The sequence below is a fragment of the Pseudomonas sp. RW409 genome (assembly GCF_003184125.1).
In the GTDB taxonomy this organism is placed as follows: Bacteria; Pseudomonadota; Gammaproteobacteria; order Pseudomonadales; family Pseudomonadaceae; genus Aquipseudomonas; species Aquipseudomonas chlororaphis_I.
The window spans coordinates 1125380-1152345 of the sequence record NZ_QHHP01000041.1; the positions used below are offsets into that span (position 1 = coordinate 1125380).

Genomic DNA, 26966 nt, shown 5'->3' on the forward strand with positions numbered 1-26966 from the left:
AGAGCACTAGATCCACCCGCCCCACTGCAGCAGGAAGATCCCGATATTGGTGGTCACCGCCGCCATCAGCGTGGTGATGACGATGATCGCTGCCGCCAGTTCATGATTGCCATTGGCTGCCCGGGCCATGACAAAGCTCGCCGCAGCGGTCGGGCTGCCGAAATACAGGAACAGAATCCCCAGCTCCGCCCCGCGGAATCCGCAGAGCCAGGCCCCCAGGGTGGCGAGGACCGGCAGGCCGACCATTTTCACCAGGCTCGAACTCAGGGCCAGGTCACCGCTCTCGCGCAGCGCCGCCAGGGACAGGGTGCCACCAATACAGATCAATGCCAGCGGCAGGGTCATCTGCGCCAGGTACTGGCCGGACGTCTCCAGCCAGGTCGGCAGGCCGATCTGGAAAACCGCGAAAGGCGTGGCCGCCAGGACGCTGATGATCAACGGGTTGCTGACCACGCTTTTGCAGATGCTCCACGGATCGGACTTGATCACCGGGCTGTACACCGCCAGGACGATGGTCGACAGGGTGTTGTAGAACAGGATCACCAGCGCCGCGAGAATCGCCCCGAGGGAAATCCCGTAGTCGCCATACATGCTGGCCGCGAGCGCCAGGCCGATGACCCCGTTGTTGCCGCGAAACGCGCCCTGGGTGTAGATGCCCCGGTCTTCCCGCGGGCAACGCCAGATCGCCCAGCCCCAGGCGAAGGCAAAGCTGGCCAGGGTGGCCACGGCGAAATAGATCAGCAGCCCCGGCTTGAGCGCCGAATGCAGGTCGGCATGGAGAATCCCGAGAAACAGCAGCGCCGGCATGGTGACGTTGAACACCAGGGCCGACGCCGTGTGGATAAAACCGTCGTTGATCCAGCCGATGCGCTTGAGCAGCACACCGAGAAACAACATGGCGAATACCGGCGCGGTGATATTCAGCGTTTCGAGAAAAATGGCCAGCATGCCGGGTCAACCTTGAACCTGTCGTTAGGCGGCTAATGATAAGCCAGCCCGCGCCCTTAAGCCCGATGGATTTGCCCTAACCGCAAGCAGATCCATCGGACCGCAGGCGTTCGCGGCTATCAAACGCCACGCCCGCGCTGCACGCCGATCGCAGCCTTCGGCAGCAGCCACACGGATTGCGACATGCCATTCAACGGATCCTGACACGGACTCTGTAGCCGCTGCCGAAGGCTGCGATCGCCCCGAAGGGGCGTTGGCGCCCCCACCTACGCTGCAGATCCTGCGGCAGCGACTACCGATCAGGTAATCGGCGCCGGATTGAACAAGGTGATGTCGTTGTGCAGCTTGTGCCGCTCGGCCCAGGTCTGCTGCTTGCCACTGGCCACATCCAGGTAGAAATGGAACAGCTCCCAGCCCAGCTCTTCGATACTCGCCCGCCCGGTGGCGATGCGCCCGGCGTCGATGTCGATCAGGTCCGGCCAGCGCTGGGCCAGTTCGGAACGGGTCGAGACCTTGACCACCGGCGCCATCGCCAGCCCGTAAGGCGTGCCACGCCCGGTGGTGAACACATGCAGGTTCATCCCCGCCGCCAGTTGCAAGGTCCCGCAGACGAAGTCGCTGGCCGGCGTCGCGCAGAAGATCAGGCCTTTGCGGGTGAAGCGCTCGCCCGGCCCCAGCACGCCATTGATCGCGCTGCTGCCGGACTTGACGATGGAGCCCAGGGACTTCTCGACGATGTTCGACAACCCGCCCTTCTTGTTGCCCGGCGTGGTATTGGCACTGCGGTCGGCCTCGCCCTTGGCCAGGTAACGGTCGTACCAGTCCATCTCGCGCACCAGCTCCCGGGCCACCTCTTCGGACTCGGCGCGGGAAGTCAGCAGATAGATGGCATCGCGCACCTCGGTGACTTCGGAAAACATCACCGTCGCGCCGGCCCGCAACAGCAGGTCCGAGGCATAGCCCAGGGCCGGATTGGCGGTGATCCCGGAGAAGGCATCGCTGCCGCCGCACTGCATGCCGAGGACCAGCTCCGAGGCCGACACGGTTTCCCGGCGCCGCTGATCGAGCTTGCGCAAACGCACCTCGGCCAGTTCCATGATCTGCTCGATCATCTCGGTAAAACCCTGGCTGGAGTCCTGCAGGCGGTACAACCAGGGCTCGCTGAGGTCCACCGAACTGTCGCCTTCGTGCATCACCTGCCCGGCCTGCAGCTTCTCGCAGCCCAGGCTGATCACCAGGGCCTCGCCCCCCAGGTTCGGGTTGCGCGCCAGGTTACGCACGGTACGGATCGGGATATAGGCATCGGTGGCGGTGATCGCCACACCACAGCCATAGCTGTGGGTCAGCGCCACCACATCGTCGACGTGGGGATACTTGGGCAGCAGTTCGTCCTTGATCCGCTTGACCGCATGGTCGAGCACCCCGGTCACGCATTGCACGGTGGTGGTGATGCCCAGGATGTTGCGCGTGCCGACCGTGCCGTCGGCATTGCGATAGCCCTCGAAGGTGAAACCTTCCAGGGGGGCCTGGGCCGCCGGCACTTCGGTGGACAGCGGCAGGCTGTCCAGCGGCGGCGCGCTGGGCATGCGCAACTGCTCCTCCCTGACCCAACTGCCGCGGGCGATCGGCTGCAAGGCATAGCCGATGGTCTGGCCGTAGCGAATCACCGGGCCGCCTTCGGCGATGTCCTCCAGCGCCACCTTGTGGCTCTGGGGGATGAAGTCCAGGGTCACCAGGCCGTCGGCGAACGCGGTGCCCGCCGGCACGCCCTGGTCATTGACCACAACCACCACGTTGTCCCGCTCGTGCAGGCGGATGTAGCGCGGCGAATCGGAATGTTCAATCAACTGCATGACGCCGCCCCTTCAGGAATGCGCTTGGGAAAGTTGGGTCAGCTCGGGGCCGTTGCTCGGTGGCTCCTTGAGCACCACGCGCTTGATCGGACCGACGATCACCAGGTAGCTGAACACCGCCAGCAGCGCGTTGCAGCCGACGAACACCAGCGCCCATTTGAACGAGCCGGTGGAACTGATGATGTAGCCGATGACAATCGGCGTGGTGATCGACGCCAGGTTGCCAAAGGTGTTGAACAGGCCGCCGCTCAAGCCGGCGATCTGCTTCGGCGAGGTATCGGACACCACCGCCCAGCCGAGCGCGCCCACGCCTTTGCCGAAGAACGCCAGGGCCATGAAGCCCACCACCATCCATTCGATGTCCACATAGTTGCAGGCCACGATGCTGCTGGAGACCAGCAGGCCGGCGATGATCGGCGCCTTGCGGGCGAAGGTCAGGGAATGCCCCTTGCGCAGCAGGTAGTCGGAAATCACCCCGCCGAGCACCCCACCGATAAAACCGCAGATGGCCGGCAAGGAGGCGATGAAACCGGCCTTGAGAATGGTCATGCCACGCTCCTGCACCAGGTACACCGGGAACCAGGTCAGGAAGAAATAAGTGATGCCGTTGATGCAGTACTGGCCCAGGTACACGCCGAGCATCATGCGGTTGGTCAGTAACTGGCGCAGGTAGTCCCATTTCGGGCCGTCGCTGCGTTTGCCCCGGACCTTGTCCTGGTCCATGTCGACCATGCCGCCGTTGTCGGCGATGTGCTTGAACTCGGCCTCGTTGATCAGCGGGTGCTGGCGCGGGCTGTAGATCACCTTGAGCCAGACCAGCGAGAAGACGATGCCGATCGCGCCCATCACGATGAACACGTGCTGCCAGCCGAAGTGATAGACGATCCAGCCCATCAGCGGCGCGAACAGCACCGTGGCGAAGTACTGCGCCGAGTTGAAGATCGCCGAAGCCGTACCGCGCTCGGCGGTCGGGAACCAGGCCGCGACAATCCGCGCGTTGCCGGGGAAGGATGGCGCCTCGGCCAGCCCCACCAGGAACCGCAGCATGAACAGCGCCACCACCGCGGTGGAGATGCCGAACTCACCGACATAACCTTGCAACACGGTGAACAGCGACCAGGTGAAGATGCTCAGGGCATAGATTTTTTTCGAGCCGAAGCGGTCGAGCAGCCAGCCGCCGGGGATCTGCCCCGCCACATAGGCCCAGCCGAAGGCAGAGAAGATATAACCGAGGGTGACGGCGTCGATGCCGAGGTCTTTTTGCAGGCTGGAGCCCGCGATGGCGATGGTGGCGCGGTCGGCATAGTTGATCGTGGTCACCAGGAACAGCATGAACAGGATCAGGTAGCGGACGCGAGTCGGCTTGGTCGCTTGCATATGGATGTACTCCCACTAATTATTTTTATGCGGGTAAAACATTCGCTTCATCGACCCCGCCGGGCCTCAGGCAAAGGCTGGCGGGGGTACAGCGGGGCTTACGATCCGATGTAGGAGGTCTTCACCACGGTGTAGAACTCCTGCGCGTAGCGACCTTGCTCGCGGGAACCATAGGATGAACCTTTGCGACCACCAAAAGGCACGTGGTAATCGACGCCGGCCGTCGGCAGGTTGACCATGACCATCCCCGCCAGGGAGTGGCGCTTGAAGTGGTTGGCGTATTTCAGCGACGTGGTGGCGATGCCCGCCGACAGGCCGAATTCGGTGTCGTTGGCCATGGCCAGCGCCGCCTCGTAGTCGGCAACGCGCACCACGTTGGCCACCGGGCCGAAGATCTCTTCGCGGCTGATGCGCATCGAGGCCTGGCTGTCGGCGAACAGGGTCGGCGCGAGGAAATACCCCTCGGTATCGCAGGTCACCAGGCCGCCACCGCTGACCAGCCGCGCCCCTTCGGACTGGCCGATATCGATGTACTTCAGGTCCTGTTCGAGCTGCGCCTGGGACACCACCGGGCCGATATCGGTACCGGCCTTCAGCGCATGGCCGACCTTGATCGAGCGCATGCGCTCGGCCATCGCCTCGACGAACCGGTCATGGATGCCCGCGGTGACGATCAGCCGGCTGGAAGCGGTGCAACGCTGCCCGGTGGAATAGAAGGCACTCTGTACCGCCAGCTCCACCGCCTGCTTGAGGTCGGCATCGTCGAGGATGATCTGCGGGTTCTTGCCGCCCATTTCCAGCTGCACCTTGGCCTGGCGCGAGACGCAGTTGACGGCGATCTGCCGGCCCACGCCCACGGAACCGGTGAAGCTGATGCCGTCGACTTTCGGGCTGTTGACCAGGGCGTCGCCGACCAGCCGGCCGCTGCCCATCACCAGGTTGAACACCCCGGCCGGGAAACCGGCACGGGAAATGATTTCCGCCAGGGCCCAGGCACAGCCCGGCACCAGCTCGGCGGGCTTGAGCACCACGCAGTTACCGTAGGCCAGGGCCGGGGCGATCTTCCACGCCGGGATGGCGATCGGGAAGTTCCACGGGGTGATCAGGCCGACCACGCCCAGGGCTTCGCGGGTCACTTCGACGTTGACGCCCGGACGCACCGACGGCAGGTAATCCCCCGAGAGGCGCAGGCATTCGCCGGCAAAGAACTTGAAGATATTGCCGGCGCGGGTCACCTCGCCGATGGCTTCGGGCAGGGTCTTGCCCTCCTCCCGGGCCAGCAGGGTGCCGAGTTCTTCACGACGGGCGAGGATCTCGCTGCCGACCTTGTCCAGGGCATCGCTGCGCGCCTGGATACCGGAGGTCGACCAGGCCGGGAATGCATCGCGCGCCGCATCGATCGCGGCATGCACCTGAGCCAGGTCGGCCTTGGCGTATTCGCCAATGACATCGGACAACTCGGACGGGTTGATATTGGTCGAGTAGTCGGCACCGGCAAGCCACTGGCCACCGATGTAGTTATCGAAGCGTTTTACCTCTGCCACGCGCCCTCTCCTTACACAAAAGCCTTACGCAAAAGGCCGCTGATCGCTCAGCGGCCCCGGGGATGGATTACTGCGCGCCCTGGGCATCGATCAACGCCGCCAGCGCTTCATATTCTTCCGGCAACAGATCGGTCAGCGGCGCCCGCACCGGGCCCGCGTCATGGCCGACGATGCGGGCTCCGGCCTTGACGATGCTCACCGCGTAACCGGCCTTGCGGTTGCGGATATCCAGGTAAGGCAGGAAGAAGTCATCGATGATCTTGCCGACCGTGGCGTGATCTTCCCGGGCAATGGCGTGGTAGAAATCCATCGCGGTTTTCGGGATGAAGTTGAACACCGCCGAGGAGTACACCGGCACGCCCAGGGCCTTGTAGGCCGCAGCGTAGACTTCGGCGGTCGGCAGCCCGCCCAGGTAGCTGAAGCGATCGCCGAGGCGACGGCGGATCGACACCATCAGCTCGATATCGCCCAGGCCGTCCTTGTAGCCGATCAGGTTCGGGCAGCGCTCGGCCAGGCGCTCCAGCAGCGGCGCGGTCAGGCGGCAGACGTTGCGGTTGTAGACCACCACGCCGATCTTCACCGATTTGCACACCGCCTCCACATGAGCGGCGACCCCATCCTGGCTGGCTTCGGTCAGGTAGTGCGGCAACAGCAACAGCCCCTTGGCCCCCAGGCGCTCGGCCTCCTGGGCGTATTCAATGGCCTGGCGGGTCGAACCGCCGACCCCGGCCAGGATCGGCACGCTGGTGGCGCAGGTGTCGACCGCGGTCTTGATGATTTCCGAATATTCGCTGGCCGCCAGGGAGAAAAACTCACCGGTGCCGCCTGCGGCGAACAGCGCCGAGGCGCCGTAAGGGGCCAGCCATTCCAGGCGCTTGATGTATCCCGCGCGATGGAAATCGCCCTGGGCATTGAAATCGGTCACCGGGAAAGACAGCAAGCCGGAGGAGAGGATGGACTTCAGTTCTTGTGGATTCATTATTCGAACACCCTGGGACGCACATTGTGATGAGAAACACATCAGCCTTGGCCGAAGTTGTAAGTCATCGTACAACTTAAAAAACAATCGTCAACAGCAATTCGTCAGCCACCGCCAAAATACGCGGCAAAAAATACCTGCTTGACGGGTCAGGATTTTGCTTTATGCTCGCAAAACAACTGTATATGCATACAGTTGTATTTTTGAAATACCTACGACATATCAAGGAGCTAGAAATGTCAGGTCTACACACTCAGCAGCGGGAACAGCTGCAGCACAAAAGCCAGATCGTTGCCGATCTGGACAGCCTTTTCAGCGAACGCGGCATTGCCATTTCCGGTGACGGCGACCATCTGGTACTGATCGCCGACGGTCATCACACCATCAAGTATCACAAGCCCGGGATCCTCCCCGCGGCACCGGGCAAAAACCTCAAGGCCCTGCCCCAGCTGCGTTTCGAGGGTGGCGAGCACACCGCCATCGGCGACGCCACCCTGTTGCGTTTCGTCAAGGACGCCCCCGGTGTTCCGGCCTGGCAGGTCGAATTGCACCTGCCCAACGGCCTGGCCCTGACCTACGGCCAGGTGGTGGCGCTGGGTGGCGATTTTTATGGCATCCCCGACCAGCCGATCTGCGAAGGCGCGACGCAGGAGGATCGTTTGCAGCGTTTTACCGCCGCGTTCAACTCGCTTGCCGTGTTGCCGGCGGCCAAGGACGAGGCGAAACAGATTCTCGCGGTGATGCAGAAGGAAATCGCCGCCGCCAACCAGGCGCTCAAGGACGGCCGACAACCTCACGAGGCGTATGACGCCCTGGGAGATACGTTGTCCGAAGAGTGGAACAAGATCACCGGCGGCGGCAGTTTCGTCTCGGCGCTGTTCCCCCTCGGTCGCTACCTGAAGCTGGCGGCCAACAATGCCGACCATTTCGGCGAATGGGCGCTGCTGGCCTATATCGCCGGGCACACCGCGGCCCTGCAGCAGGCGGTGCTGGCGCACAAGAACGCCGACGAGAAGCAGCTGGAACTGGCCTACGCCATGAACGCCTTCGCCGATCACTTCCTCACCGACCTGTTCTCCGCCGGCCATGTGCGGGTACCGCGCAAGCAGCTGGCGGCGGTGGTCACGCCGAGCGACCTGGGTTCGCTGATCACCCGCTTCATGCACGACGAAGACAGCAAGTTCGGCCTCAACGTCAGCAACGCCCAGGGCGACCGCTGGCATGCCTATGGCGACAAGCGTTATTTCGACACCATCGACAGCAACAACCGCAAGCAGGTCAAGCTGGCGGTGCAGCGCTCGGCGGACGAGATTTTCGAAAGCTACCTCAGCGGAACGGCCCCGACGCCCGGCAACTTCACGGCGCTGAAGCTGCTGCCGGACCTGAACGCTGCCAAGAGCGGCAACTTTTCACCGCTGTTCGTGATGCAGGGCGACAAGGTGCTGCGACGCAGCGACGTGAACAACCTGAACGATACCAAGACCATCGACAACTGGTGGGGCTGGAGCACTTACCTGCTGCTCAAGGACTACAAGCCCAACAAGCCGGCGGGCTACCTGGAAGCACCGACGCTCGCCCCGAGCATCCAGGCCAATGGCTGGCAGAGCCAGGCACCCAGCGAACCCAACTGGTTGCCGGGCAATGCCGTGCGTTATGCCTTCAGCTACACCAACGGTTTGAACGAGTCGTACATCGGCCCCTGGTCCGCCTACGCCGAACTGAGCGACCGCTTCCAGCCAACCCTGAATGTGCCGGTGGATACCGGCAGCGGTTCCAGCGGGCGTAACCTCTTTCGCCAGTTCCGCGGCGGCTCGCCGGAGTTGATCGCCTCGATCGACAAGACCGCCACCACCTACATCGACCGCAATGCCTGATAAGGACATCGACATGGCTATCAATCTGACTCTAGAACTGGCCTCTGGCCAATCCCTGCAGGGCGCGCCCCTGGAACTGCTGGTCAACGGCGCTCCCGTCGCGCGGGCAACCGTCGACCAGCAAGGGCGCGTGGCTTTCGATGCCAAGCCCGCTGCCGGGCAACTGGCCGTGAGGGTGGACCGCTCGATTCTCAAAGGCCGCTAAAAGCAGCACGAGCACGCTTCGCGCCTACCGAAGACGAACAGTGTTTCTGTAGGAGCGAGCGGGCGGCGATCCGACTTGCCAGCGATAAAGGCTGCCCAGGCGATGATTTTCTGCCGGCAGAACAGCGCTAGCCCTTTAGGACGCTGCTACGCATTCGATGGAAAGCCTGCTCGCGACAGCCGACAACAGGCGCCAACCCTCCCCGGTCTGGCGCCTGTTGCATTTACCCGCGCTGCGCTTCTGCCTCTTCATGGGCATGGCGCAGCCGTTCGCGGCTGTTGGTCAGGTGCAGGCGCATGGCCGCTCGGGCCGCATCCGAATCCTGGCGGGCAATGGCTTCATAGATTTCTTCGTGTTCACGGCTCAGGCGGCTCATGTAGTGCTGCTGATCGTCGTGAGCCAGGCGCGCCGAATTCAGGCGGGTGCGCGGAATGATGCTGGTCCCCAGGTGGGTCATGATGTCGGTGAAATAGCGGTTGCCCGTGGCCAGGGCAATCTGCAGGTGGAACTGGAAATCCGAGGCCACCGCATCGCTGTCGTGGGCCGCGCTTTCATTGAGGGCATCCAGCGCCGCGCGCATCGCCGCCAGTTGCTCGGTGCTGCGCCGCTGCGCGGCCAGCCCGGCCGACTCCACTTCCAGGCTGATGCGCAGTTCCAGGATCGCCAGCACATCGCGCAAGGTCACCACGGTCGCCGGATCGATCCTGAAGCCGCTCGGGCTCGGCGTGTCGAGCACAAAGGTGCCGATGCCATGGCGGGTTTCCACCTGGCCGGCGGCCTGCAACCGGGAAATGGCTTCGCGCACCACGGTCCGGCTGACGCCATGGGCCTCCATGATCGCCGACTCGGTGGGCAACTTGTCACCGCGCTTGAGCTGACCGTCGCGAATCTGCTCCGACAGCACGGTCACCAGTTCCTGGGCGAGGCTACGGCGCTTGCGTGGAAGGCGGGGCGCCGTGTTCTGGTTGTCCATGGTGAAGATCTTTCTCCGAAAACTGATGACGCATCATAGCTCAGCCAAGTTGTACGATCACTGTTGACTACACCGTCACCGCCTGGTCGACCAGATGCCCGCGCTCGATGCGGATGTGCCGCGGGTGGAAACGCTTGAGGCTGCTGCGATGCCCGACGCTGACAATGCTCAGCCCCGGAAGCTGGTCGATCAGCGCCTGGTACAGGGTCGCCTCGTCTTCTTCGTCCATGGCCGAGGTGGCCTCATCCATGTACAGCCATTGCGGCGCATAGAGCAACGCACGGGCAAAGGCCAGGCGTTGCTGCTCGCCCGGGGACAACATGCGCTGCCAGTGATTGCTCTCGTCCAGGCGGGACACCAGGTGCGGCAGGCGGCAGGTTTCCAGCACCTGTGCATAACGCTCCTGCGGGTAGGTATCGCCCGACTGTGGATAACTCAAGGCTTCGCGCAGGCTGCCGATCGGCAGGTAAGGCTTCTGCGGCAGGAACAGATAACGCTCGGCGGGCATGCGGATGCTGCCGTGACCAGCCGGCCAGAGCCGCCCCATCGCCCGCAGCAGGGTACTCTTGCCGCTGCCGGAGCGACCGCTGAGCATCAGCCGCTCGCCGGGGCTCACGGTCATCTCGGCACCGGCCAGCAGGTGCCGGCCATCCGCCAGATCCAGGCCGAGGTTATGCACTTGCAGGGTTTCGCCCTGGTTCTGCACGTCGATGGCGGGCGCGCGCTCTTCGTTTTCGCTCATGGCCTGGCGGAAGCTCAGCAGACGGTCGCAAGTGGCGCGCCATGCCGCGAGCTCGGAATAGGCGGTGATGAACCAGCTGAAGTTCTCCTGGACGTTGCCGAATGCCGAGTTGATCTGCATCAGCTCGCCCAGCTCGATCTTGCCTGTCAGGTAACGGGGGGCCGCGACGATGAAGGGGAAAATGATCGCGATCTGGCCGTAGCCCGAGGTGAAGAAGGTCAGGCGCTTGGACACTTTCATGATGTCCCAGAAGTTGTGCCAGACCATGCCGAAGCGAGCGCTCAAGCGTTTGTTCTCGTTCGGCTCGCCGTCATACAGGGCGATGCTCTCGGCATTCTCGCGCACGCGCACCATGGAGAAACGCAGGTCCGCCTCGAAACGTTGCTGGTTGTTGTTCAAGCCGATCAGGCGTCGACCGATCAGGTGGGTCAGCCAGCTGCCGACGGCGGCGTACACCAGGGCGCACCAGAACATGTAGCCGGGAATGGTGTAGCCGAAGACTTCGATACTGCCCGACACGCCCCACAGGATGATCGAGAACGACACCAGGCTGACCACGGTACGCAGCAGGCCCAGGGCGAGCCCCAGGGTATTGCTGGTGAAACTGTTGAGGTCTTCGGAAATCCGCTGGTCCGGGTTATCGGTGTAGCCGCCCTGCTCCATCTGGTAGTAATTCTTGTGGCCCAACCAGCGGGCGAAGTGTTTTTCCGTGAGCCAGGCGCGCCAGCGGATGGTCAGCATCTGGGTCAGGTAGAGCCGGTAGACCGCGGCCAGGATGGCCACCGCGGCAATCCCGCAGAAATACAGGATCAGTTGCCAGAAGGCTGCTTCATCCTTCCTTTGCAGGGCGTTGTAGAAGTCCTTGTACCAGCTGTTGACCCACACCGAGATCGCCACGCTGAACAGGGTCAGGGCGACCACCGCGAACAGCAGCAGCCAGGCCTTGCCCTTCTCCTCGCTGCGCCAGTAAGGCGTAGTCATTTCCCAGACACGACGGAAAAACTGCCCGCGCACAGTATCGTTGACCGCGGAATACTCAGCGTTCTGATTCATCATCAAGGCTCGATTGTGATAAGGACAAGCATCGAGCCGATCATAGAGGATCGGCTCGCTTTTTCACTCGTCCCGAGGACATTCGTTCAGTCGCGGTTCAGCGACGAACCGGGCGCTTCTGCAACTTGCGCTGCAGCGTTCGGCGGTGCATGCCCAGGGCGCGGGCAGTGGCGGAGATATTGCCTTCGTGTTCGGTCAGCACCCGCTGGATATGCTCCCATTGCAGGCGGTCCACCGACATCGGGTTTTCCGGCACCAGGGTGTCGAGGTCGGCGTGCTCGGAGAGCAGCGCGGCCAGCACGTCATCGGCATCGGCCGGTTTGCACAGGTAGTTGCAGGCGCCGCGCTTGATCGCTTCGACCGCGGTGGCGATGCTCGAATAACCGGTGAGGATCACCACGCGCATTTCCGGGTCAAGCTCGAGCAGCTTGGGCAGCAGCACCAGGCCGGAGTCGCCGTCCATCTTCAGGTCCAGCGCGGCGAAGTCCGGCAGGTCCTGCTGGGCGAGGGCCAGGCCTTCCTCGGCGGAACCTGCGGTGCTGACGCGAAAGCCGCGACGGCTCATGGCCCGCGCCATCACCCGGGTGAAGGTGGCGTCGTCATCCACCAGCAACAGATGCGGCAGTTCTTCGCCTTCGACTTGGATTTCGTCACTCATGTTGGTCTCCTCGGGCGCCGTGGGGCAGACGCAGCTCGGTGAGCGTGCCGCCTTCCTCATGACTGTAGAGTTTCACTGAGCCGCCGGCGCGTGTCACGCTGGCTTTGCTCAAAAACAGGCCCAGGCCGAAACCTTTGCCCTTGGTGGTAAAAAACGGTTTGCCGATCTGCTCGGCGATGGCCAGCGGCACACCGGCGCCGTGGTCGCGAATGCTGATGGTCAGGGTCTCGGCGTCCCAATCCAGTTGCACTTCCAGCCCTTCCGGACAGGCGTCGGCGGCATTGTTCAGCAGGTTGAGCAGCGCCTGGGTCAGGTCCGGCGGCGGCGCTACCCGCGGCATCGGGCCCTGGCCCAGCAACTGGAAACGATAGGTGGCTTCGGGGCGCATCAGGTGCCAGCGGTTCAGCGCTTCATCGAGCCAGACGGTGACATCCTGCATTTCCACGGCCATCCGGCGGTTGGCCTCGGCGGCGCGCACCAGTTGCTGCAGGGTTTCCTTGCACAGCTTGACCTGATCCTGGAGCACGCCCAGGTCATCCTGCAGCAGCGGGTCGAGGTTGTCCTGGCGCATTTCCTTGAGCAGCACGCTCATGGTCGCCAGGGGCGTTCCCAGTTCGTGGGCGGCGCCAGCGGCCTGGGTCGCGACAGCCAGCAACTGCTGGTCGCGCAGGCCCTCTTCGCGGCGGATCGCCCGCAGCTCCTCCTGCCGTCGCAGCTCCTCGGCCATCCTCGCGGCGAAGAAGGTGATCACCGCCGCAGCCAGGGCGAAGCTCAGCCACATCCCGTAGATCTGCAGGTTTTCCCGGGCGATGGGGAAAGTCTGCAGCGGGTAGAACTGCGCCAGCAGCAAGGTGTACATGGTCAGCGCGATGCCGGAAAGGACCACCGAGTAACGCCATGGCAAGGTCACGGCGGCGATGGTCAGCGGCACCAGGTAATAGGAGACGAAGGGGTTGGTCGAACCGCCGGAGAAATACAGCAGGGCACTGTGGATAAACAGGTCACAGGCCAGTTGCACGGCATATTCCAGCTCGGTGACCGGCCACGAGGTGCGCAGGCGAATGGCGGTGAAGGCGCAGAGAATCAGCGACAGGCCCAGGGTCACGGCCAGTTGCAGCCAGGGCAGCGGCAGCAGGTCGAACCAGTAGGCGAGCCCCACCGAACCGGCCTGAGCGGCCAGAACCAGGATGCGGATGAAAGTCAGACGCCAGAGGTTCTGGCGAGTGGCGGAAAGCAGTTGTACGGGGGCGAGCATGAGCTCTCCTGATGAGCGCTCCAGGCGGATCGCGACGAGTATAACCAAGCAGCGGCCCAGACAGGCAAAACTGCGGCAAACCGCCACAGTCTTGGGCAACGGCCAATCGCAGGCAAGCCTTGCCTGCAAAAGCACCATTTGCCTGTAGGAGCGAGGCTTGCCCGCGATAGAGCGCAAGGCGCTCGCCATCCCCATCCCGGAGTCCGACTCGCGAACAGATTGCGACTGCTGCGCAGTCGAGCGCAGGCTTCGCCAGCGGCTACCAAAGCCCCCGCAGTTGGTATTGGGTAATAGATGTATAGAAGTTGTTAACGGGCCGAACCAGACAATAAAAGCTAGAGTCTGATGGTTTCACGCAGGCTGGGACCCAATACCTGCGGACCGCACTCAAGGAGTTTTCATGCATACATTCAGTCGCAGCGCCGCCCTTCTCGCCCTCAGCGCCGGCACCCTCGCCAGCCTGCCGGCCGTGGCCGCCGATGAGCTTCATTACAATCAGATCTCCCTGCGCGCCGAAGTCAGTCAGGAAGTGGCCCGCGACCTGATGATCGTCACCCTCTACAGCGAATCGCAGAACGCCGACCCGGCCAAGCTCGCCGCGGAAATCACCACCACCATGAACAAGGCCCTGGGCCAGGCACGCCAGGTCAAGGACATCACCTTGCGCCAGGGCAGCCGCAACAGCTACCCGATCTACGACACCAAGGGCCAGAAGATCACCGGCTGGCGTGAACGCGCCGAGCTGCGCCTGGAAAGCTCGGACTTCGCCGCGCTGTCCAAGCTCACTGGCGAACTGCTGACTGATCTGAAAATGGGTGGCATGGACTTCGCCATCGCCGATCCGACCCGCAAGGCCAGCGAAGACAAGCTGCTCAAGGAAGCGGTCGACGCCTTCAAGGCACGCGCGCAACTGACCACCGAAGCGCTGGGCGGCAAGGGCTACAAGATCGTCAACCTGAACCTCAACAGCAACGGTTATCCACAGCCGTACCTGCGTGGCCAGATGATGATGAAAGCCGCGGGCATGGATGCGGCGCCGGTCACTCCGGAAGTCGAAGCCGGTACCAGCCAGGTCAGCATGACCGCCGATGGCTCGATCGAAGTGCTGATGCAGTAACGTTTTCCCTGCCTTCCGAAACGGCGGTAACCTCCAGCAAAATCGGGTTACCGCCTTTTTTCTACCCTCTATTTCAACCCGAGCCTGAGGGCCTCGCCTTGGGGGGCTGAACTCGGCCAGGTCGGTGATGCTAAAGTTACCGACCTCGGTCGCCCATCAGACGTCATTGATGTCCACCGGGTATACTGCGCCTTTCCTATAAGAGTCTCTCCAAATGACCGCAGATCGCATCGGCGAACGCCTGCGTCGCTATCGCCGCGCCGCCAAGAAAACCCTGCGCCAGATCGCCAGCGAATCCGGTCTGACCGCCAGTTTTCTCTCCCAGGCGGAACGCAATCTCACCGGAGTCTCGATCTCCTCCCTGGTCAACATTGCCAAGTCTCTGAACGTTCCGCTGAACGCCCTCTTCGACCAGCCGACCCAGGCCCAACCCGACTCCCACGACGGCAAGCGGGTGCGCTACACCATCGAAGGCCAGCCCCTGTCCTACGAGCGGCTGTCCAGTTCCTTTCCCGGCAACCTGATCAACGCGGTGAAGATGAACATACCGGTGGGCTACCAGTCGGAACTGATTTCCCATGATGGCGCCGAGTTCTCCTACGTTCTTGCGGGGCAGATTGTCTACACCATCGAGGGGCAGCAGTATCCCCTCGGCGTCGGCGACTCGGTGCACTTCGACTCGACCAAACCGCACTACCTGGCTAACGCCGGCAACGACCCGGCAGAAGTATTGACCGTCACGACCATGGGCCTGTTCGACGACCATTCAGCGGCCTGAAACCCGGCCCATGGTCGCCTGCGCAACCTCACAGACACCCTGTGCGCAAGAGAAATGTTAGTCACGCTTAATTTTCGTTGACCACGATTTCAGCATGACTTAATTTCGGCATCGGCGAATCGTCAATCAACCACATAACAAGCGATCGCCGTCGCCACACAGGGTCCATGGGGGTGCATCCATTCCCCATAGAAGGCGAGTTGTCCCGGCCCACAAGGCCAATCCTCAGATGCGCCCCAGAAAAAGAAAAAATTGAGGTTTGCATGCGTAAGACCTTTCCGCTCCAGGTTTGGCAGACAGCGGGGCTGATCCTCGGCGTCCCACCGTCACACGCCACCCGCAACCTCCACAGTGACAACTTCACTGCGAGCCACAACGTCAACACCGCCGACGATGTGCTGTTCACCCGCCATCGCCTGCAAGATCCCGGGCATCCGTTCTCCACGGCCTCCCTCAGCAAGCCGCTCTACTTCATCCGGTCAACCCAATGCGCCAAACATTTGCGCCAGACAGGCCAGGCGGCTCAACCAGAAGCCAGTCGACACCCGCTCCAGCGACGCACCAATCGGAGGCACGGTTCGCCCTGGATGCCCCGCAAGAAGGCAACCCATGCACCAGAAAAAGCCAGCGCATACGGTCAAATTCGTCAATATTTATACAAATGCGTCATTCCTGTACGTTCGTTCCACTCCTTGATACTTGTGACAGCCCCGCATCTTGCATTGGGTATGGGGCCTGCATAAGTATCGGCGGGTCGACTCATAAGGTCGCCCTCTACACCAAAAATGACAACAAATCATGAGGCCACCATGTTCAAACAAGCAGTCATTCCGCTTTTAGTCAGCGCCGGCTTGCTCGCCAGCGCACCCTTCGCCCAGGCAGCGACTAACCTGGTGTTCTGCTCCGAAGGGAGCCCGGCCGGTTTCGACCCAGGCCAGTACACCACCGGAACCGACTTCGACGCCTCAGCAGAAACCATCTTCAACCGTCTCAGCCAGTTCGAGCGTGGCGGCACCGCCGTCGTTCCTGGCCTGGCGACCAGTTGGGACATTTCCGACGATGGCCTGACCTACACCTTCCATCTGCGCGATGGGGTGAAATTCCACACCACGCCGTACTTCAAGCCGACCCGTGATTTCAACGCCGACGACGTGCTCTTCACGTTCAACCGCATGCTCGACAAGGACATGCCGTTCCGCAAGGCGTACCCGACCGAATTCCCTTACTTCACCGACATGGGGATGGACACCAACATCACCAAGGTCGAGAAAGTCGACGACAAGACCGTCAAGTTCACCCTGAAAACCGTAGACGCCGCGTTCATCCAGAACCTGGCGATGAGCTTCGCCTCCATCCAGTCCGCCGAGTACGCCGACCAGTTGCTCAAGGAAGGCAAGCCGGGCGACATCAACCAGAAGCCGATCGGCACTGGCCCGTTCGTGTTCAAGAGCTACCAGAAAGACTCCAACATCCGTTACACCGGCAACAAGGAGTACTGGAAGCCTGAGGACGTGAAGATCGACAACCTGATCTTCGCCATCACCACCGACCCGTCGGTACGCATCCAGAAGCTGAAAAAGAACGAATGCCAGGTCACCCTGTTCCCACGTCCGGCCGACCTCAAGGCCCTGGGCGAGGACAAGACCCTCAAGCTGCCGCAGCAGGCCGGCTTCAACCTCGGCTACATCGCCTACAACGTGATGCCTGTGCTCAAGGGCCGCACTGACGCCAACCCACTGGCCGACCTCAAGGTCCGTCAGGCGCTGGACATGGCGGTGAACAAGCAGCAGATCATCGACTCGGTCTACCAGGGCGCGGGCCAGCTGGCGGTCAACGCCATGCCACCGACCCAGTGGTCCTATGACGACACCATCAAGGATGCCAAGTACGACCCTGAGAAAGCCAAGGCGCTGCTCAAGGAAGCCGGCATCAAGGAAGGCACCCAGATCACCCTGTGGGCCATGCCCGTGCAGCGTCCGTACAACCCGAACGCCAAGCTGATGGCTGAAATGCTGCAGTCCGACTGGGCGAAGATCGGCCTGAAGGTCAACATCGTCAGCTACGAATGGGGCGAGTACATCAAGCGTTCCAAAGGCGGCGAGAACCAGGCGATGATCATCGGCTGGAGCGGCGACAATGGTGACCCGGACAACTGGCTCGGCACCCTGTTCGGCTGCGACGCCATGAACGGCAACAACTTCTCCAAATGGTGCGACAAGCCGTACGACGCACTGATCAAACAAGCCAAAGCCACCCCGGACGTGGCCAAACGCACCGAGCTGTACAAGCAGGCGCAACACCTCCTCAAAGACCAAGTCCCGATGACACCTATCGCCCACTCGACGGTGTTCCAACCCATGCGCGCCAACGTGCAGGACTTCAAGATCAGCCCCTTTGGTCTGAACTCGTTCTACGGCGTCAGCATCAGCAAATAAGGGTCTGCAACGGCGACGTCACCTGACGTCGCCGTTGCCTTACCTGCCAGGACTGCCGGAACTCGAACGCTCTTCCTCTTGCTGCGCCCCATCGTGGTGAGTACGGGCATTTCGGAAGTTCCCTACATGTCTTTCAGGCTCTTTGGCATTTACTACCCATGCGGCGACCCCTACCGTCAAAGCATGGAGTGGTGCATCCATTGCCCGGCATTTGCTGCAAGCGAGACTTGGGATCAATGACATGACCGCCTCCGGATGGGGCGACTGCTCATCGATCAAAACAATAAAAAGGGAGAGGGAGCGTCATGCGTCATTCTCTGGTTTTATCCGCCCTGTTGGGCACCGGTCTGTTGACCGCAACCTCCGCCAGCCTGGCGGCCAGCAACAACCTGGTGTTCTGCTCCGAAGGCAGCCCGGCCGGTTTCGACACCGCGCAATACACCACCGCCACCGACAACGACGCGGCGGAGCCGCTGTACAACCGCCTGGCGGAGTTCGAAAAAGGCGCGACCAATGTGGTGCCTGGCCTGGCCACCCGCTGGGATATTTCCGCGGACGGCCTGCAGTACACCTTCCACCTGCGCGAAGGGGTGAAGTTCCACACCACGCCGTACTTCAAGCCGACGCGTGATTTCAACGCCGACGACGTGGTCTTCACCTTCACCCGTATGCTCGACGCCGAGCACCCTTTCCGTAAGGCCTACCCGACCGAGTTTCCCTACTTCAACGGGATGAGCCTGAACAAGAACATCGCCAAGGTCGAGAAGACCGGGCCGCTGACCGTGGTGATGACCCTGAACTCGGTGGACGCCGCGTTCATCCAGAACATCGCCATGAGCTTCGCCGCGATCCTCTCGGCCGAATACGCCAACCAGTTGCTCACGTCCGGCAAGCCCAGCGAGATCAACCAGAAGCCGGTCGGCACCGGGCCGTTCGTGTTCAAGAGCTACCAGAAAGACTCGAACATCCGCTACACCGCCAACAAGCAGTACTGGGACCCGAGCCGGGTCAAGCTCGACCAACTGATTTTCGCCATCAACACCGATGCCTCGGTGCGCGTGCAGAAGCTCAAGGCCGGTGAATGCCAGGTCACCCTGCACCCGCGGCCAGCCGATGTCGAAGCGCTGAAAAAAGACCCGAAACTGCAACTGATCGAAAAGCCCGGCTTCAACCTCGGCTACATCGCCTACAACGTTCGCCACAAGCCCTTCGACCAGCTCGAAGTGCGCCAGGCGCTGGACATGGCGGTGAACAAGCAAGGCATCCTCAACGCCGTGTACCAGGGCGCAGGCCAGCTGGCAGTCAACGCCATGCCGCCGACCCAGTGGTCCTACGACACCAGCATCAAGGACGCCGCCTACAACCCGCAAAAGGCCCGTGAGCTGCTCAAGGCCGCCGGGGTCAAGGAAGGCACGGAAATCACCCTCTGGGCCATGCCCGTGCAACGTCCCTACAACCCCAACGCCAAGCTGATGGCCGAAATGCTCCAGTCCGACTGGGGCAAGATCGGCCTGAAAGTGAAAATCGTCAGCTACGAATGGGGCGAGTACATCAAGCGCACCAAGAATGGCGAGCACGACATCAGCCTGATCGGCTGGACCGGCGACAACGGTGACCCGGACAACTGGCTCGGCACCCTGTACAGCTGCGACGCCATTGGCGGCAACAACTACTCCATGTGGTGCGACCCGCAGTACGACAAGCTGATCAAGCAGGCCAAGATCGTCACCGATCGCGAACAGCGCACGGTGCTCTACCAACAGGCCCAGCAGTTGCTCAAGCAGCAGGTGCCGATCACCCCTGTCGCCCACTCGACGGTCAACCAGCCGTTGAGCGCCAAAGTCGAAGGATTCAAGGTCAGCCCTTTCGGCCGCAACGTGTTCTCGGGCGTCAGCATCGACCAATAAATGATTAGCCAGGCCGCTGGGGGCGATATTCGCCCCCACGCAAATTTGTTGCCTGAATTCGGCGCTCACGCCTCATGCAAACGTTTGCGATGCCTTGAATGAGTTGTAAAGCAAAAGCCGGTCAACCAAAAAGACCGGCATAAAAATAAAGAAAGCAAAGGAGCTTCACCCATGAAACCGAGCAACACCGCGTTACTGGCCCTGGCCATCAGCAGCATCACGGCCATGGCCCATGCGGAAAGCGTGAGCCAGGAATTCGTTCCGACGACCCTGGCCGGTACCAACGCCCAAAGCGAAGCCAAGGGTTTCATTGACGGACAGAGCCTTGGGGGCACCACCCGCAACTGGTACGCCAATGAACTGAAGCGTCGTGACGACACCTTCAGCTACAAGAAAAACAGCGTCAAAAACGATCCCACTGCACCCAAGACCCCGACCGCCCGGCGTATCAACTGGGTCCAGGGCACCATCCTCAACTACACCTCGGGTTTCACCCAGGGCACCGTTGGCGTCAGCACCGAAGTGGCTGCCTACAACGCCATCGCGCTGGACCGTGATCGCAAGGACATTGCCGGTGGCTCCAACCGTACCCTGGCGGACTCCAACGGCGACGCGGTAGATCAGTGGAGCAAACTGGGCCTGGCCAACGTCAAGTTCCGGGTATCGAATACCACGCTGACCGCCGGTCGCCAGAACTTCAGCACCCCGATCATCGACGTCATCGGCAACCGTGCGCTGCCTTCCAGCTTTGAAGGCATCAGCCTGCACAGCGAAGAACTGAACAACCTGTCGTTCGACCTGGCCGGCTTCGACCGCGTTTCGCCACGAAGCGAACAGAGCCTGTCGAAATTCCGTACCGAGTACTCCGCCACCGGCGTGGAAACCGACAAGGTCTACACCGCAGGTGTGAACTACCAGCCGTTCAAGAGCCTGAAGACCAGCCTGTATGGCGCCAAGGTCGAAGACTTCTGGAACCAGTACTACTTCGGCGCCACCCACGAACTGGGCGACAGCCAGGTGCTGAGCCTGACCACCGGCCTGAACTACTACAAGACCGTCGACGAAGGCAAAAAGTTGATGGGCGAGATCGACAACGACACCTACTCGCTGTCGCTCGGCCTGGCTCACCAGGCGCACAGCCTGACCTTCTCCTACCAGGAAGTGAACGGTAACGAGTACTTCGACTACCTGCACGAAACCAACGGTATCTACCTGGCCAACTCCCTGCTTTCGGACTTCAACAGCCCGAACGAGAAATCCTTCCAGATCGCCTACGGCCTCAACATGGCCGAATACGGCGTACCAGGCCTGAAGTTCAACATCTACCAGGCACGTGGCTGGGGCATTGACGGTACCCACTACCGTGGCACCGCCTACACCGACCCAGGCGCCAAGCGCGGCGACCTGAGCCTGATGGATGGCGAAACCCACTACGAATACGGCATTGGCGCGTCTTATGCAGTCCAGAGTGGTCCGCTCAAGGCCACCGCCATTCGTGCGACCTACACTACGCACCGGGCCAGCGAACACCAGGCCGACGGCAACATCAACGAGTTCCGTCTGGTCACCACCATCCCGTTCAACATTCTCTAAAAACACACCGGCTGGTTGGCGAATTCATGATGAATTCGCCATTCCAGCTACTCTGGTTCAACCGATTGCAGAGGGTTCTAGATGAAAATGCTATCCCTGAGAGCGGCCATCGCTGCCGCACTGCTGAGCGTCGCCGCAGGCGTCTCGGCCAAGCCCTTGGTGGTCTGTACCGAAGCCAGCCCGGAAGGCTTCGATATGGTCCAGTACACGACTGCAGTCACTGCCGACGCGGTGGCGGAAACCATCTTCAACCGCCTGGTGGACTTCAAGCCCGGCACCACGGACATCGAGCCGGCCCTGGCCGAGTCCTGGGAGATCAGCCCGGACGGCCTGACCTACACCTTCCACCTGCGCAAAGGCGTCAAGTTCCACAGCACCGATTACTTCACGCCGACCCGCGAGATGAACGCCGACGACGTGCTCTGGAGCTTCCAGCGCCAGTTGGACCCGAAACACCCGTGGCATGACAAGTCCAGCGTGGGCTTCCCCTATTTCGAGAGCATGGGCTTCAAGGAGCTGCTCAAAAGCGTCGAGAAAACCGACGACCACACCGTGGTCTTCACCCTGACCCGTCGCGAAGCCCCCTTCCTGGCCGACGTGGCCATGGCCTTCGCCTCGATCTTCCCGGCCGAATACGCCGACCAGCTGCTCAAGGCCGGCAAGCCCGGCGACCTCAACAGCAAGCCGATCGGCACCGGCCCGTTCATCTTCCAGCGCTACGCCAAGGACGCCCAGGTGCGGTTCAAGGCCAACCCGGACTACTTCCGTGGCAAGCCGCCAGCCGACGCGCTGATCCTGGCGATCACCACCGATAACAACGTGCGCCTGCAGAAACTCAAGGCCAACGAGTGCCAGGTCGCCCTGTATCCGAAACCCGACGACATCCCGAGCATCAAGGCCGACACCAACCTGAAGGTCGACGACCTGGCCGCCATGACCGTGGGCTACGTCGCCCTGAACACCACCAAGAAATACATGAGCGACCCGCGTGTCCGTCAGGCCATCAACATTGCCTTCGACAAGGAAGCCTACGTCAACAGCCTGTACGGCAAGGGCAACGCGGTGGTCGGCACCGGCCCCTACCCGCCGACCCTGCTGGGCTTCAACGCCAGCCTGGGCAACCCGGCCCGCGACCTGGACAAGGCCCGCGCCCTGATCAAGGAAGCCGGCGTGCCGGAAGGCACGGTCTTCACCCTGTTCACCCGCAACGGCGGCGGCCCGACCAACCCCAACCCGCTGCTCGGCGCGCAGATGATGCAGTCCGACCTGGCGAAGATCGGCCTCAAGATCGACATCCGCGTCATGGAATGGGGCGAGATGCTCAAGCGCGCCAAGAACGGCGAGCACGACATGGTTTCCGCCGGCTGGGCGGGGGATAACGGGGACCCGGACAACTTCCTGACCCCCAACCTCAGTTGCGAGGCCGCCAAAAACGGCGAAAACTACGCTCGCTGGTGCAATAAAGCGTTCCAGAGCCTGATCGATCAGGCCCGCGCCGAGTCCGAGCCGGCCAAACGGACCGCACTCTATGAACAGGCCCAGGACATTTTCGACAAGGAACAACCCTGGATCCCCATGGCCTATCCGAAAATGTTCACCGCAATGCGCAAGAACGTCGAGGGCTACCACCAGAGCCCCCTGACCACCAACAACTTCGCTACCACCCAGGTGAAGTAGATAAGAAACGCCCGGCATCCCTGACCCCAGGGATGCCGGACACGCCTAACCGGCTGATGAGGTACACCAGAAGATGTTTAGTTTTATTGCCCGCCGTGTGGGGTTGTTGATTCCCACATTCTTCGGCATCACCTTGCTGACGTTCGCATTGATTCGCATGATTCCCGGCGATCCCGTGGAAGTCATGATGGGCGAGCGCCGGGTAGACCCTGAGATGCATGCCCAGGCAATGGAACGCCTTGGTCTGAACAAACCGCTGTATGCCCAGTACCTGGACTACATCGGCAAACTCGCCCAGGGCGACCTGGGTGAATCCCTGCGGACTCGCGAGAGTGTGTGGAGCGAATTCACTTCCCTGTTCCCGGCGACCCTGGAACTGGCCTCGGCCGCGATGCTGTTCGCCGCCGTGATCGGCCTGCTGGCCGGGGTTATCGCCGCGCTGAAACGAGGATCGCTGTTCGACCACGGGGTGATGGGCATCTCCCTCGCGGGCTACTCGATGCCGATCTTCTGGTGGGGCCTGATCCTGATCATGTTCTTCTCCGTGAGCCTGGGCTGGACCCCGGTTTCCGGACGGCTCGACCTGCTCTACGACATCGAGCCGAAAACCGGCTTCATGCTCATCGACACCCTGCTGGCCGATGACACCAGCGCCTTCTTCGACGCCCTGCACCACCTGATCCTGCCGGCCATCGTGCTCGGCACCATTCCGCTGGCGGTGATCGCACGGATGACCCGTTCCTCGATGCTCGAAGTGCTGCGCGAAGACTACATCCGCACCGCCAAGGCCAAGGGCCTGTCGCCCGCCCGCGTGGTGTTCGTGCACGGCCTGCGCAACGCGCTGATCCCGGTGCTGACCGTGGTCGGCCTGCAAGTCGGCACCCTGCTGGCCGGCGCGGTCCTGACCGAAACCATCTTCTCCTGGCCCGGCATCGGCAAATGGCTGATCGAAGCCATCGGCGCCCGGGACTACCCCGTGGTGCAGAACGGCATCCTGTTGATCGCCTGCCTGGTGATCCTGGTCAACTTCGTGGTGGACATCCTCTACGGCTTTGCCAACCCACGCATTCGCCACCAGCGCTGAGGACAATACTCATGAGCACTCCAACCTCCTCAGTAGCCGTATCCGCCGTGGCCGTGGATCAAAGCCTGCTGTACCCCTCGCCGTACAAGGAATTCTGGCAGGCGTTCTCGCGCAACAAGGGCGCGGTGGCCGGCCTGCTGTTCATGCTGCTGGTGATCTTCTGCGCGATCTTCGCGCCCTGGGTCGCCCCGCATAACCCGAGCGAGCAATACCGCGACTTCCTGCTGACCCCGCCGGTCTGGCTCGAAGGCGGCCAATGGCAATTCATCCTCGGCACCGACGAACTGGGCCGCGACCTGCTGTCGCGCCTGATCACTGGTTCGCGCCTGTCGCTGCTGATCGGCCTGTCATCGGTGGTCATGTCGCTGATCCCGGGCATCCTCCTGGGCCTGTTCGCCGGGTTCTTCCCGCGCTTGCTCGGCCCGACCATCATGCGTCTGATGGACATCATGCTGGCCCTGCCGTCCCTGCTGCTGGCCGTGGCGATCGTCGCCATCCTCGGCCCAGGCCTGATCAACACCGTGATCGCCATCGCCGTGGTATCGCTGCCGTCCTACGTGCGCCTGACCCGCGCCGCGGTAATGGACGAGCTCAACCGCGACTACGTGACTGCCGCGCGCCTGGCCGGTGCCGGCCTGCCGCGCCTGATGTTCATCACCGTGCTGCCCAACTGCATGGCGCCGCTGATCGTCCAGGCGACCCTGAGCTTCTCCTCGGCGATCCTCGATGCCGCGGCCCTGGGCTTCCTCGGCCTTGGCGTCCAGCCGCCTACCCCTGAGTGGGGCACCATGCTGGCCTCGGCCCGCGACTACATCGAACGCGCCTGGTGGGTGGTGAGCCTGCCCGGTCTGACCATTTTGCTCAGCGTGCTGGCAATCAACCTGATGGGCGACGGCCTGCGCGATGCGCTGGACCCGAAACTCAAGAACGCCGCCTGAGGAGATTCCCATGTCACTGCTAGAAATCAAGAATCTCAACGTGCGCTTCGGCGACGCCCAGGCCGTTCCCGTGGTGGATGGCCTGGACCTGAACGTGGACAAGGGCGAAGTCCTGGCCATCGTGGGCGAATCCGGCTCCGGCAAGTCCGTGACCATGATGGCGCTGATGGGGCTGATCGAGCATCCCGGCATCGTCACCGCCGACGCCCTCAGCTTCGACGGCAAGGACATGCTCAAGCTCAGCGCCCGGCAACGCCGGCAGATCGTCGGCAAGGACCTGGCCATGGTCTTCCAGGACCCGATGACCGCGCTGAACCCGAGCTACACCGTGGGCTTCCAGATCGAGGAAGTGCTGCGCCTGCACCTGAAGATGTCCGGCAAGGCGGCCCGCAAGCGCGCCATCGAACTGCTGGAAAAAGTCGAGATCCCGGGCGCCGCCAGCCGCATGGACGCCTACCCGCACCAACTGTCCGGCGGCATGAGCCAGCGCGTGGCGATTGCCATGGCGATTGCCGGCGAGCCGAAACTGCTGATCGCCGACGAACCGACCACCGCCCTGGACGTGACCATCCAGGCGCAGATCATGGACCTGCTGCTCAACCTGCAGCGCGAGCAGAACATGGGCCTGGTGCTGATCACCCACGACCTGGCCGTGGTCGCCGAAACCGCCCAGCGCGTGTGCGTGATGTACGCCGGGCAAGCGGTGGAAGTGGGCAAGGTGCCGGAGTTGTTCGACATCCCCGCCCATCCTTACACCGAAGCGCTGCTGGCGGCGATTCCCGAGCACAGCATGGGCGCGGCGCGCCTGTCGACCCTGCCGGGCATCGTTCCCGGTCGCTACGACCGTCCGCAAGGTTGCCTGCTGTCGCCACGCTGCCCGTACGTGCAGGAAAACTGCCGTCAGCAACGTCCAAGCCTCGACCCGAAAGCCGCCAGCCTCGCGCGCTGCTTCTACCCGCTGAATCAGGAGGTGGCGTAATGGCCGTCGTTCTTACCGCCCGCAACCTGACCCGCCACTACGAAGTGTCCCGCGGCCTGTTCAAGGGCCATGCGACCGTGCGCGCCCTCAACGGCGTGTCGTTCGAGCTGGAAGCCGGCAAGACCCTCGCGGTGGTCGGCGAGTCCGGCTGCGGCAAATCCACCCTGGCCCGCGCCCTGACACTGATCGAAGAGCCGTCCTCCGGGTCCTTGAAAATCGCCGGCCAGGAAGTCGCCGGCGCCGACAAGGCCCAGCGCAAGCAACTGCGCAAAGACGTGCAGATGGTGTTCCAGAGCCCCTACGCCTCGCTCAACCCCCGGCAGAAGATCGGCGATCAACTGGCCGAACCGCTGCTGATCAACACCAAGCTGTCGGCCAGCGAGCGGCGGGACAAGGTCCAGGCGATGATGAAGCAGGTGGGCCTGCGCCCCGAGCATTATCAGCGCTACCCGCACATGTTCTCCGGCGGCCAGCGCCAGCGTATCGCCCTGGCGCGGGCGATGATGCTGCAACCGAAAGTGCTGGTGGCGGACGAACCGACCTCGGCCCTCGACGTGTCGATCCAGGCCCAGGTGCTGAACCTGTTCATGGACCTGCAGCAGGAGTTCAACACCGCCTACGTGTTCATCTCCCACAACCTGGCGGTGGTGCGTCACGTCGCCGACCACGTGATGGTAATGTACCTCGGCCGGCCGGTGGAAATGGGCCCGAAAGAGGACATCTACACCCGTCCCCTGCACCCCTACACCCAGGCGCTGCTGTCGGCCACGCCGACCATTCACCCGGACCCGGACAAGCCGAAGATCAAGATTGTCGGTGAATTGCCCAACCCGTTGAACCCGCCATCCGGCTGCGCGTTCCACAAGCGCTGCCCGTATGCCACCGAGCGTTGCAGCACCGAAGAGCCGGCCCTGCGCCTGCTCGACACCCGCCAGGTGGCCTGCCATTACGCCGAGCAGTTCCTCGGCTGACCCGGCAAGAAAAAGGCGCCGCGGTT

Annotated in this window: 22 protein-coding genes; 13 read left to right on the forward strand and 9 right to left on the reverse strand. The window is 62.5% G+C overall.

The genetic code is table 11. The features are described from left to right. Positions 1-6 precede the first annotated feature (6 nt). The 5 genes from DK261_RS25620 to kdgD form a co-directional block, all read right to left on the reverse strand. A complete protein-coding gene (locus tag DK261_RS25620) occupies positions 7-948 on the reverse strand; it encodes an AEC family transporter (protein ID WP_009046983.1) in 942 nt (313 codons plus the stop codon). Positions 949-1247: 299 nt separating this feature from the next. Continuing rightward, positions 1248-2801, reverse strand: coding sequence for a galactarate dehydratase (gene garD / locus DK261_RS25625; protein ID WP_038630606.1), 1554 nt, complete (start codon positions 2799-2801; stop codon positions 1248-1250). Positions 2802-2813: 12 nt separating this feature from the next. Then, the gene (locus tag DK261_RS25630; RefSeq protein ID WP_028681665.1) at positions 2814-4178 is read right to left on the reverse strand and encodes an MFS transporter; all 1365 of its coding nucleotides are present in this window, start codon (positions 4176-4178) and stop codon (positions 2814-2816) included. A 98-nt stretch (positions 4179-4276) separates the two neighbouring features. Next, a complete protein-coding gene (locus DK261_RS25635; RefSeq protein ID WP_016701697.1) occupies positions 4277-5722 on the reverse strand; it encodes an aldehyde dehydrogenase family protein in 1446 nt (481 codons plus the stop codon). A 67-nt stretch (positions 5723-5789) separates the two neighbouring features. Beyond that, positions 5790-6701 (reverse strand): 5-dehydro-4-deoxyglucarate dehydratase, encoded by a 912-nt coding sequence (kdgD, locus tag DK261_RS25640; RefSeq protein WP_009046979.1) that lies wholly within the window; start codon positions 6699-6701, stop codon positions 5790-5792. Between the two features lie 236 nt (positions 6702-6937). Between kdgD and DK261_RS25645 the strand changes: the two genes are divergently transcribed. Both DK261_RS25645 and DK261_RS25650 read left to right on the forward strand, forming a co-directional pair. Beyond that, positions 6938-8575 (forward strand): phospholipase, encoded by a 1638-nt coding sequence (locus tag DK261_RS25645; RefSeq protein ID WP_110176755.1) that lies wholly within the window; start codon positions 6938-6940, stop codon positions 8573-8575. Between the two features lie 13 nt (positions 8576-8588). Then, positions 8589-8780, forward strand: a complete 192-nt coding sequence (locus DK261_RS25650; protein ID WP_009046977.1) for a hypothetical protein — start codon at positions 8589-8591, stop codon at positions 8778-8780. Positions 8781-9003: 223 nt separating this feature from the next. Here DK261_RS25650 and DK261_RS25655 read toward each other — a convergent pair whose 3' ends face one another. The 4 genes from DK261_RS25655 to DK261_RS25670 form a co-directional block, all read right to left on the reverse strand. Beyond that, positions 9004-9753, reverse strand: a complete 750-nt coding sequence (locus DK261_RS25655; protein ID WP_009042168.1) for a FadR/GntR family transcriptional regulator — start codon at positions 9751-9753, stop codon at positions 9004-9006. Between the two features lie 67 nt (positions 9754-9820). Further along, complete coding sequence (locus DK261_RS25660; protein ID WP_110176995.1) at positions 9821-11548, reverse strand: ABC transporter ATP-binding protein/permease; 1728 nt, start codon at positions 11546-11548, stop codon at positions 9821-9823. A gap of 97 nt (positions 11549-11645) precedes the next feature. After that, complete coding sequence (locus DK261_RS25665; protein ID WP_009046975.1) at positions 11646-12206, reverse strand: response regulator transcription factor; 561 nt, start codon at positions 12204-12206, stop codon at positions 11646-11648. Further along, a complete protein-coding gene (locus tag DK261_RS25670) occupies positions 12199-13461 on the reverse strand; it encodes an ATP-binding protein (RefSeq protein WP_009046974.1) in 1263 nt (420 codons plus the stop codon). Before DK261_RS25670 ends, DK261_RS25665 begins: the two co-directional genes overlap by 8 nt. A gap of 400 nt (positions 13462-13861) precedes the next feature. Between DK261_RS25670 and DK261_RS25675 the strand changes: the two genes are divergently transcribed. From DK261_RS25675 to DK261_RS25725, 11 genes are all read left to right on the forward strand, one after another. Further along, positions 13862-14578, forward strand: a complete 717-nt coding sequence (locus DK261_RS25675) for an SIMPL domain-containing protein (RefSeq protein ID WP_009046973.1) — start codon at positions 13862-13864, stop codon at positions 14576-14578. Positions 14579-14792: 214 nt separating this feature from the next. After that, the gene (locus DK261_RS25680) at positions 14793-15356 is read left to right on the forward strand and encodes a helix-turn-helix domain-containing protein (protein WP_009046972.1); all 564 of its coding nucleotides are present in this window, start codon (positions 14793-14795) and stop codon (positions 15354-15356) included. A gap of 263 nt (positions 15357-15619) precedes the next feature. Beyond that, on the forward strand, positions 15620-16099 hold the full coding sequence (locus DK261_RS25685; RefSeq protein WP_177411728.1) for a hypothetical protein: 480 nt from the start codon (positions 15620-15622) through the stop codon (positions 16097-16099). 66 nt (positions 16100-16165) lie between these two features. Continuing rightward, entirely contained in the window at positions 16166-17791 is a 1626-nt protein-coding gene (locus tag DK261_RS25690; RefSeq protein ID WP_009046971.1) for an ABC transporter substrate-binding protein, read from the forward strand. A 305-nt stretch (positions 17792-18096) separates the two neighbouring features. Next, positions 18097-19698 carry an ABC transporter substrate-binding protein gene (locus DK261_RS25695; RefSeq protein WP_110176757.1) on the forward strand — a complete coding sequence of 534 codons (1602 nt, stop codon included), beginning with the start codon at positions 18097-18099 and terminating at the stop codon, positions 19696-19698. Positions 19699-19869: 171 nt separating this feature from the next. Then, complete coding sequence (locus DK261_RS25700) at positions 19870-21291, forward strand: OprD family porin (RefSeq protein WP_009046969.1); 1422 nt, start codon at positions 19870-19872, stop codon at positions 21289-21291. Positions 21292-21372: 81 nt separating this feature from the next. Continuing rightward, a complete protein-coding gene (locus tag DK261_RS25705) occupies positions 21373-22968 on the forward strand; it encodes an ABC transporter substrate-binding protein (protein ID WP_009046968.1) in 1596 nt (531 codons plus the stop codon). Between the two features lie 73 nt (positions 22969-23041). After that, on the forward strand, positions 23042-24052 hold the full coding sequence (locus DK261_RS25710; protein WP_023969582.1) for an ABC transporter permease subunit: 1011 nt from the start codon (positions 23042-23044) through the stop codon (positions 24050-24052). Between the two features lie 11 nt (positions 24053-24063). After that, positions 24064-24990 carry an ABC transporter permease subunit gene (locus DK261_RS25715; protein WP_110176759.1) on the forward strand — a complete coding sequence of 309 codons (927 nt, stop codon included), beginning with the start codon at positions 24064-24066 and terminating at the stop codon, positions 24988-24990. 10 nt (positions 24991-25000) lie between these two features. Further along, complete coding sequence (locus tag DK261_RS25720; RefSeq protein WP_009046966.1) at positions 25001-25969, forward strand: ABC transporter ATP-binding protein; 969 nt, start codon at positions 25001-25003, stop codon at positions 25967-25969. Continuing rightward, a complete protein-coding gene (locus tag DK261_RS25725) occupies positions 25969-26940 on the forward strand; it encodes a peptide ABC transporter ATP-binding protein (protein WP_016701689.1) in 972 nt (323 codons plus the stop codon). The genes DK261_RS25720 and DK261_RS25725 overlap by 1 nt, the downstream gene beginning before the upstream one ends. Positions 26941-26966: the final 26 nt, after the last annotated feature.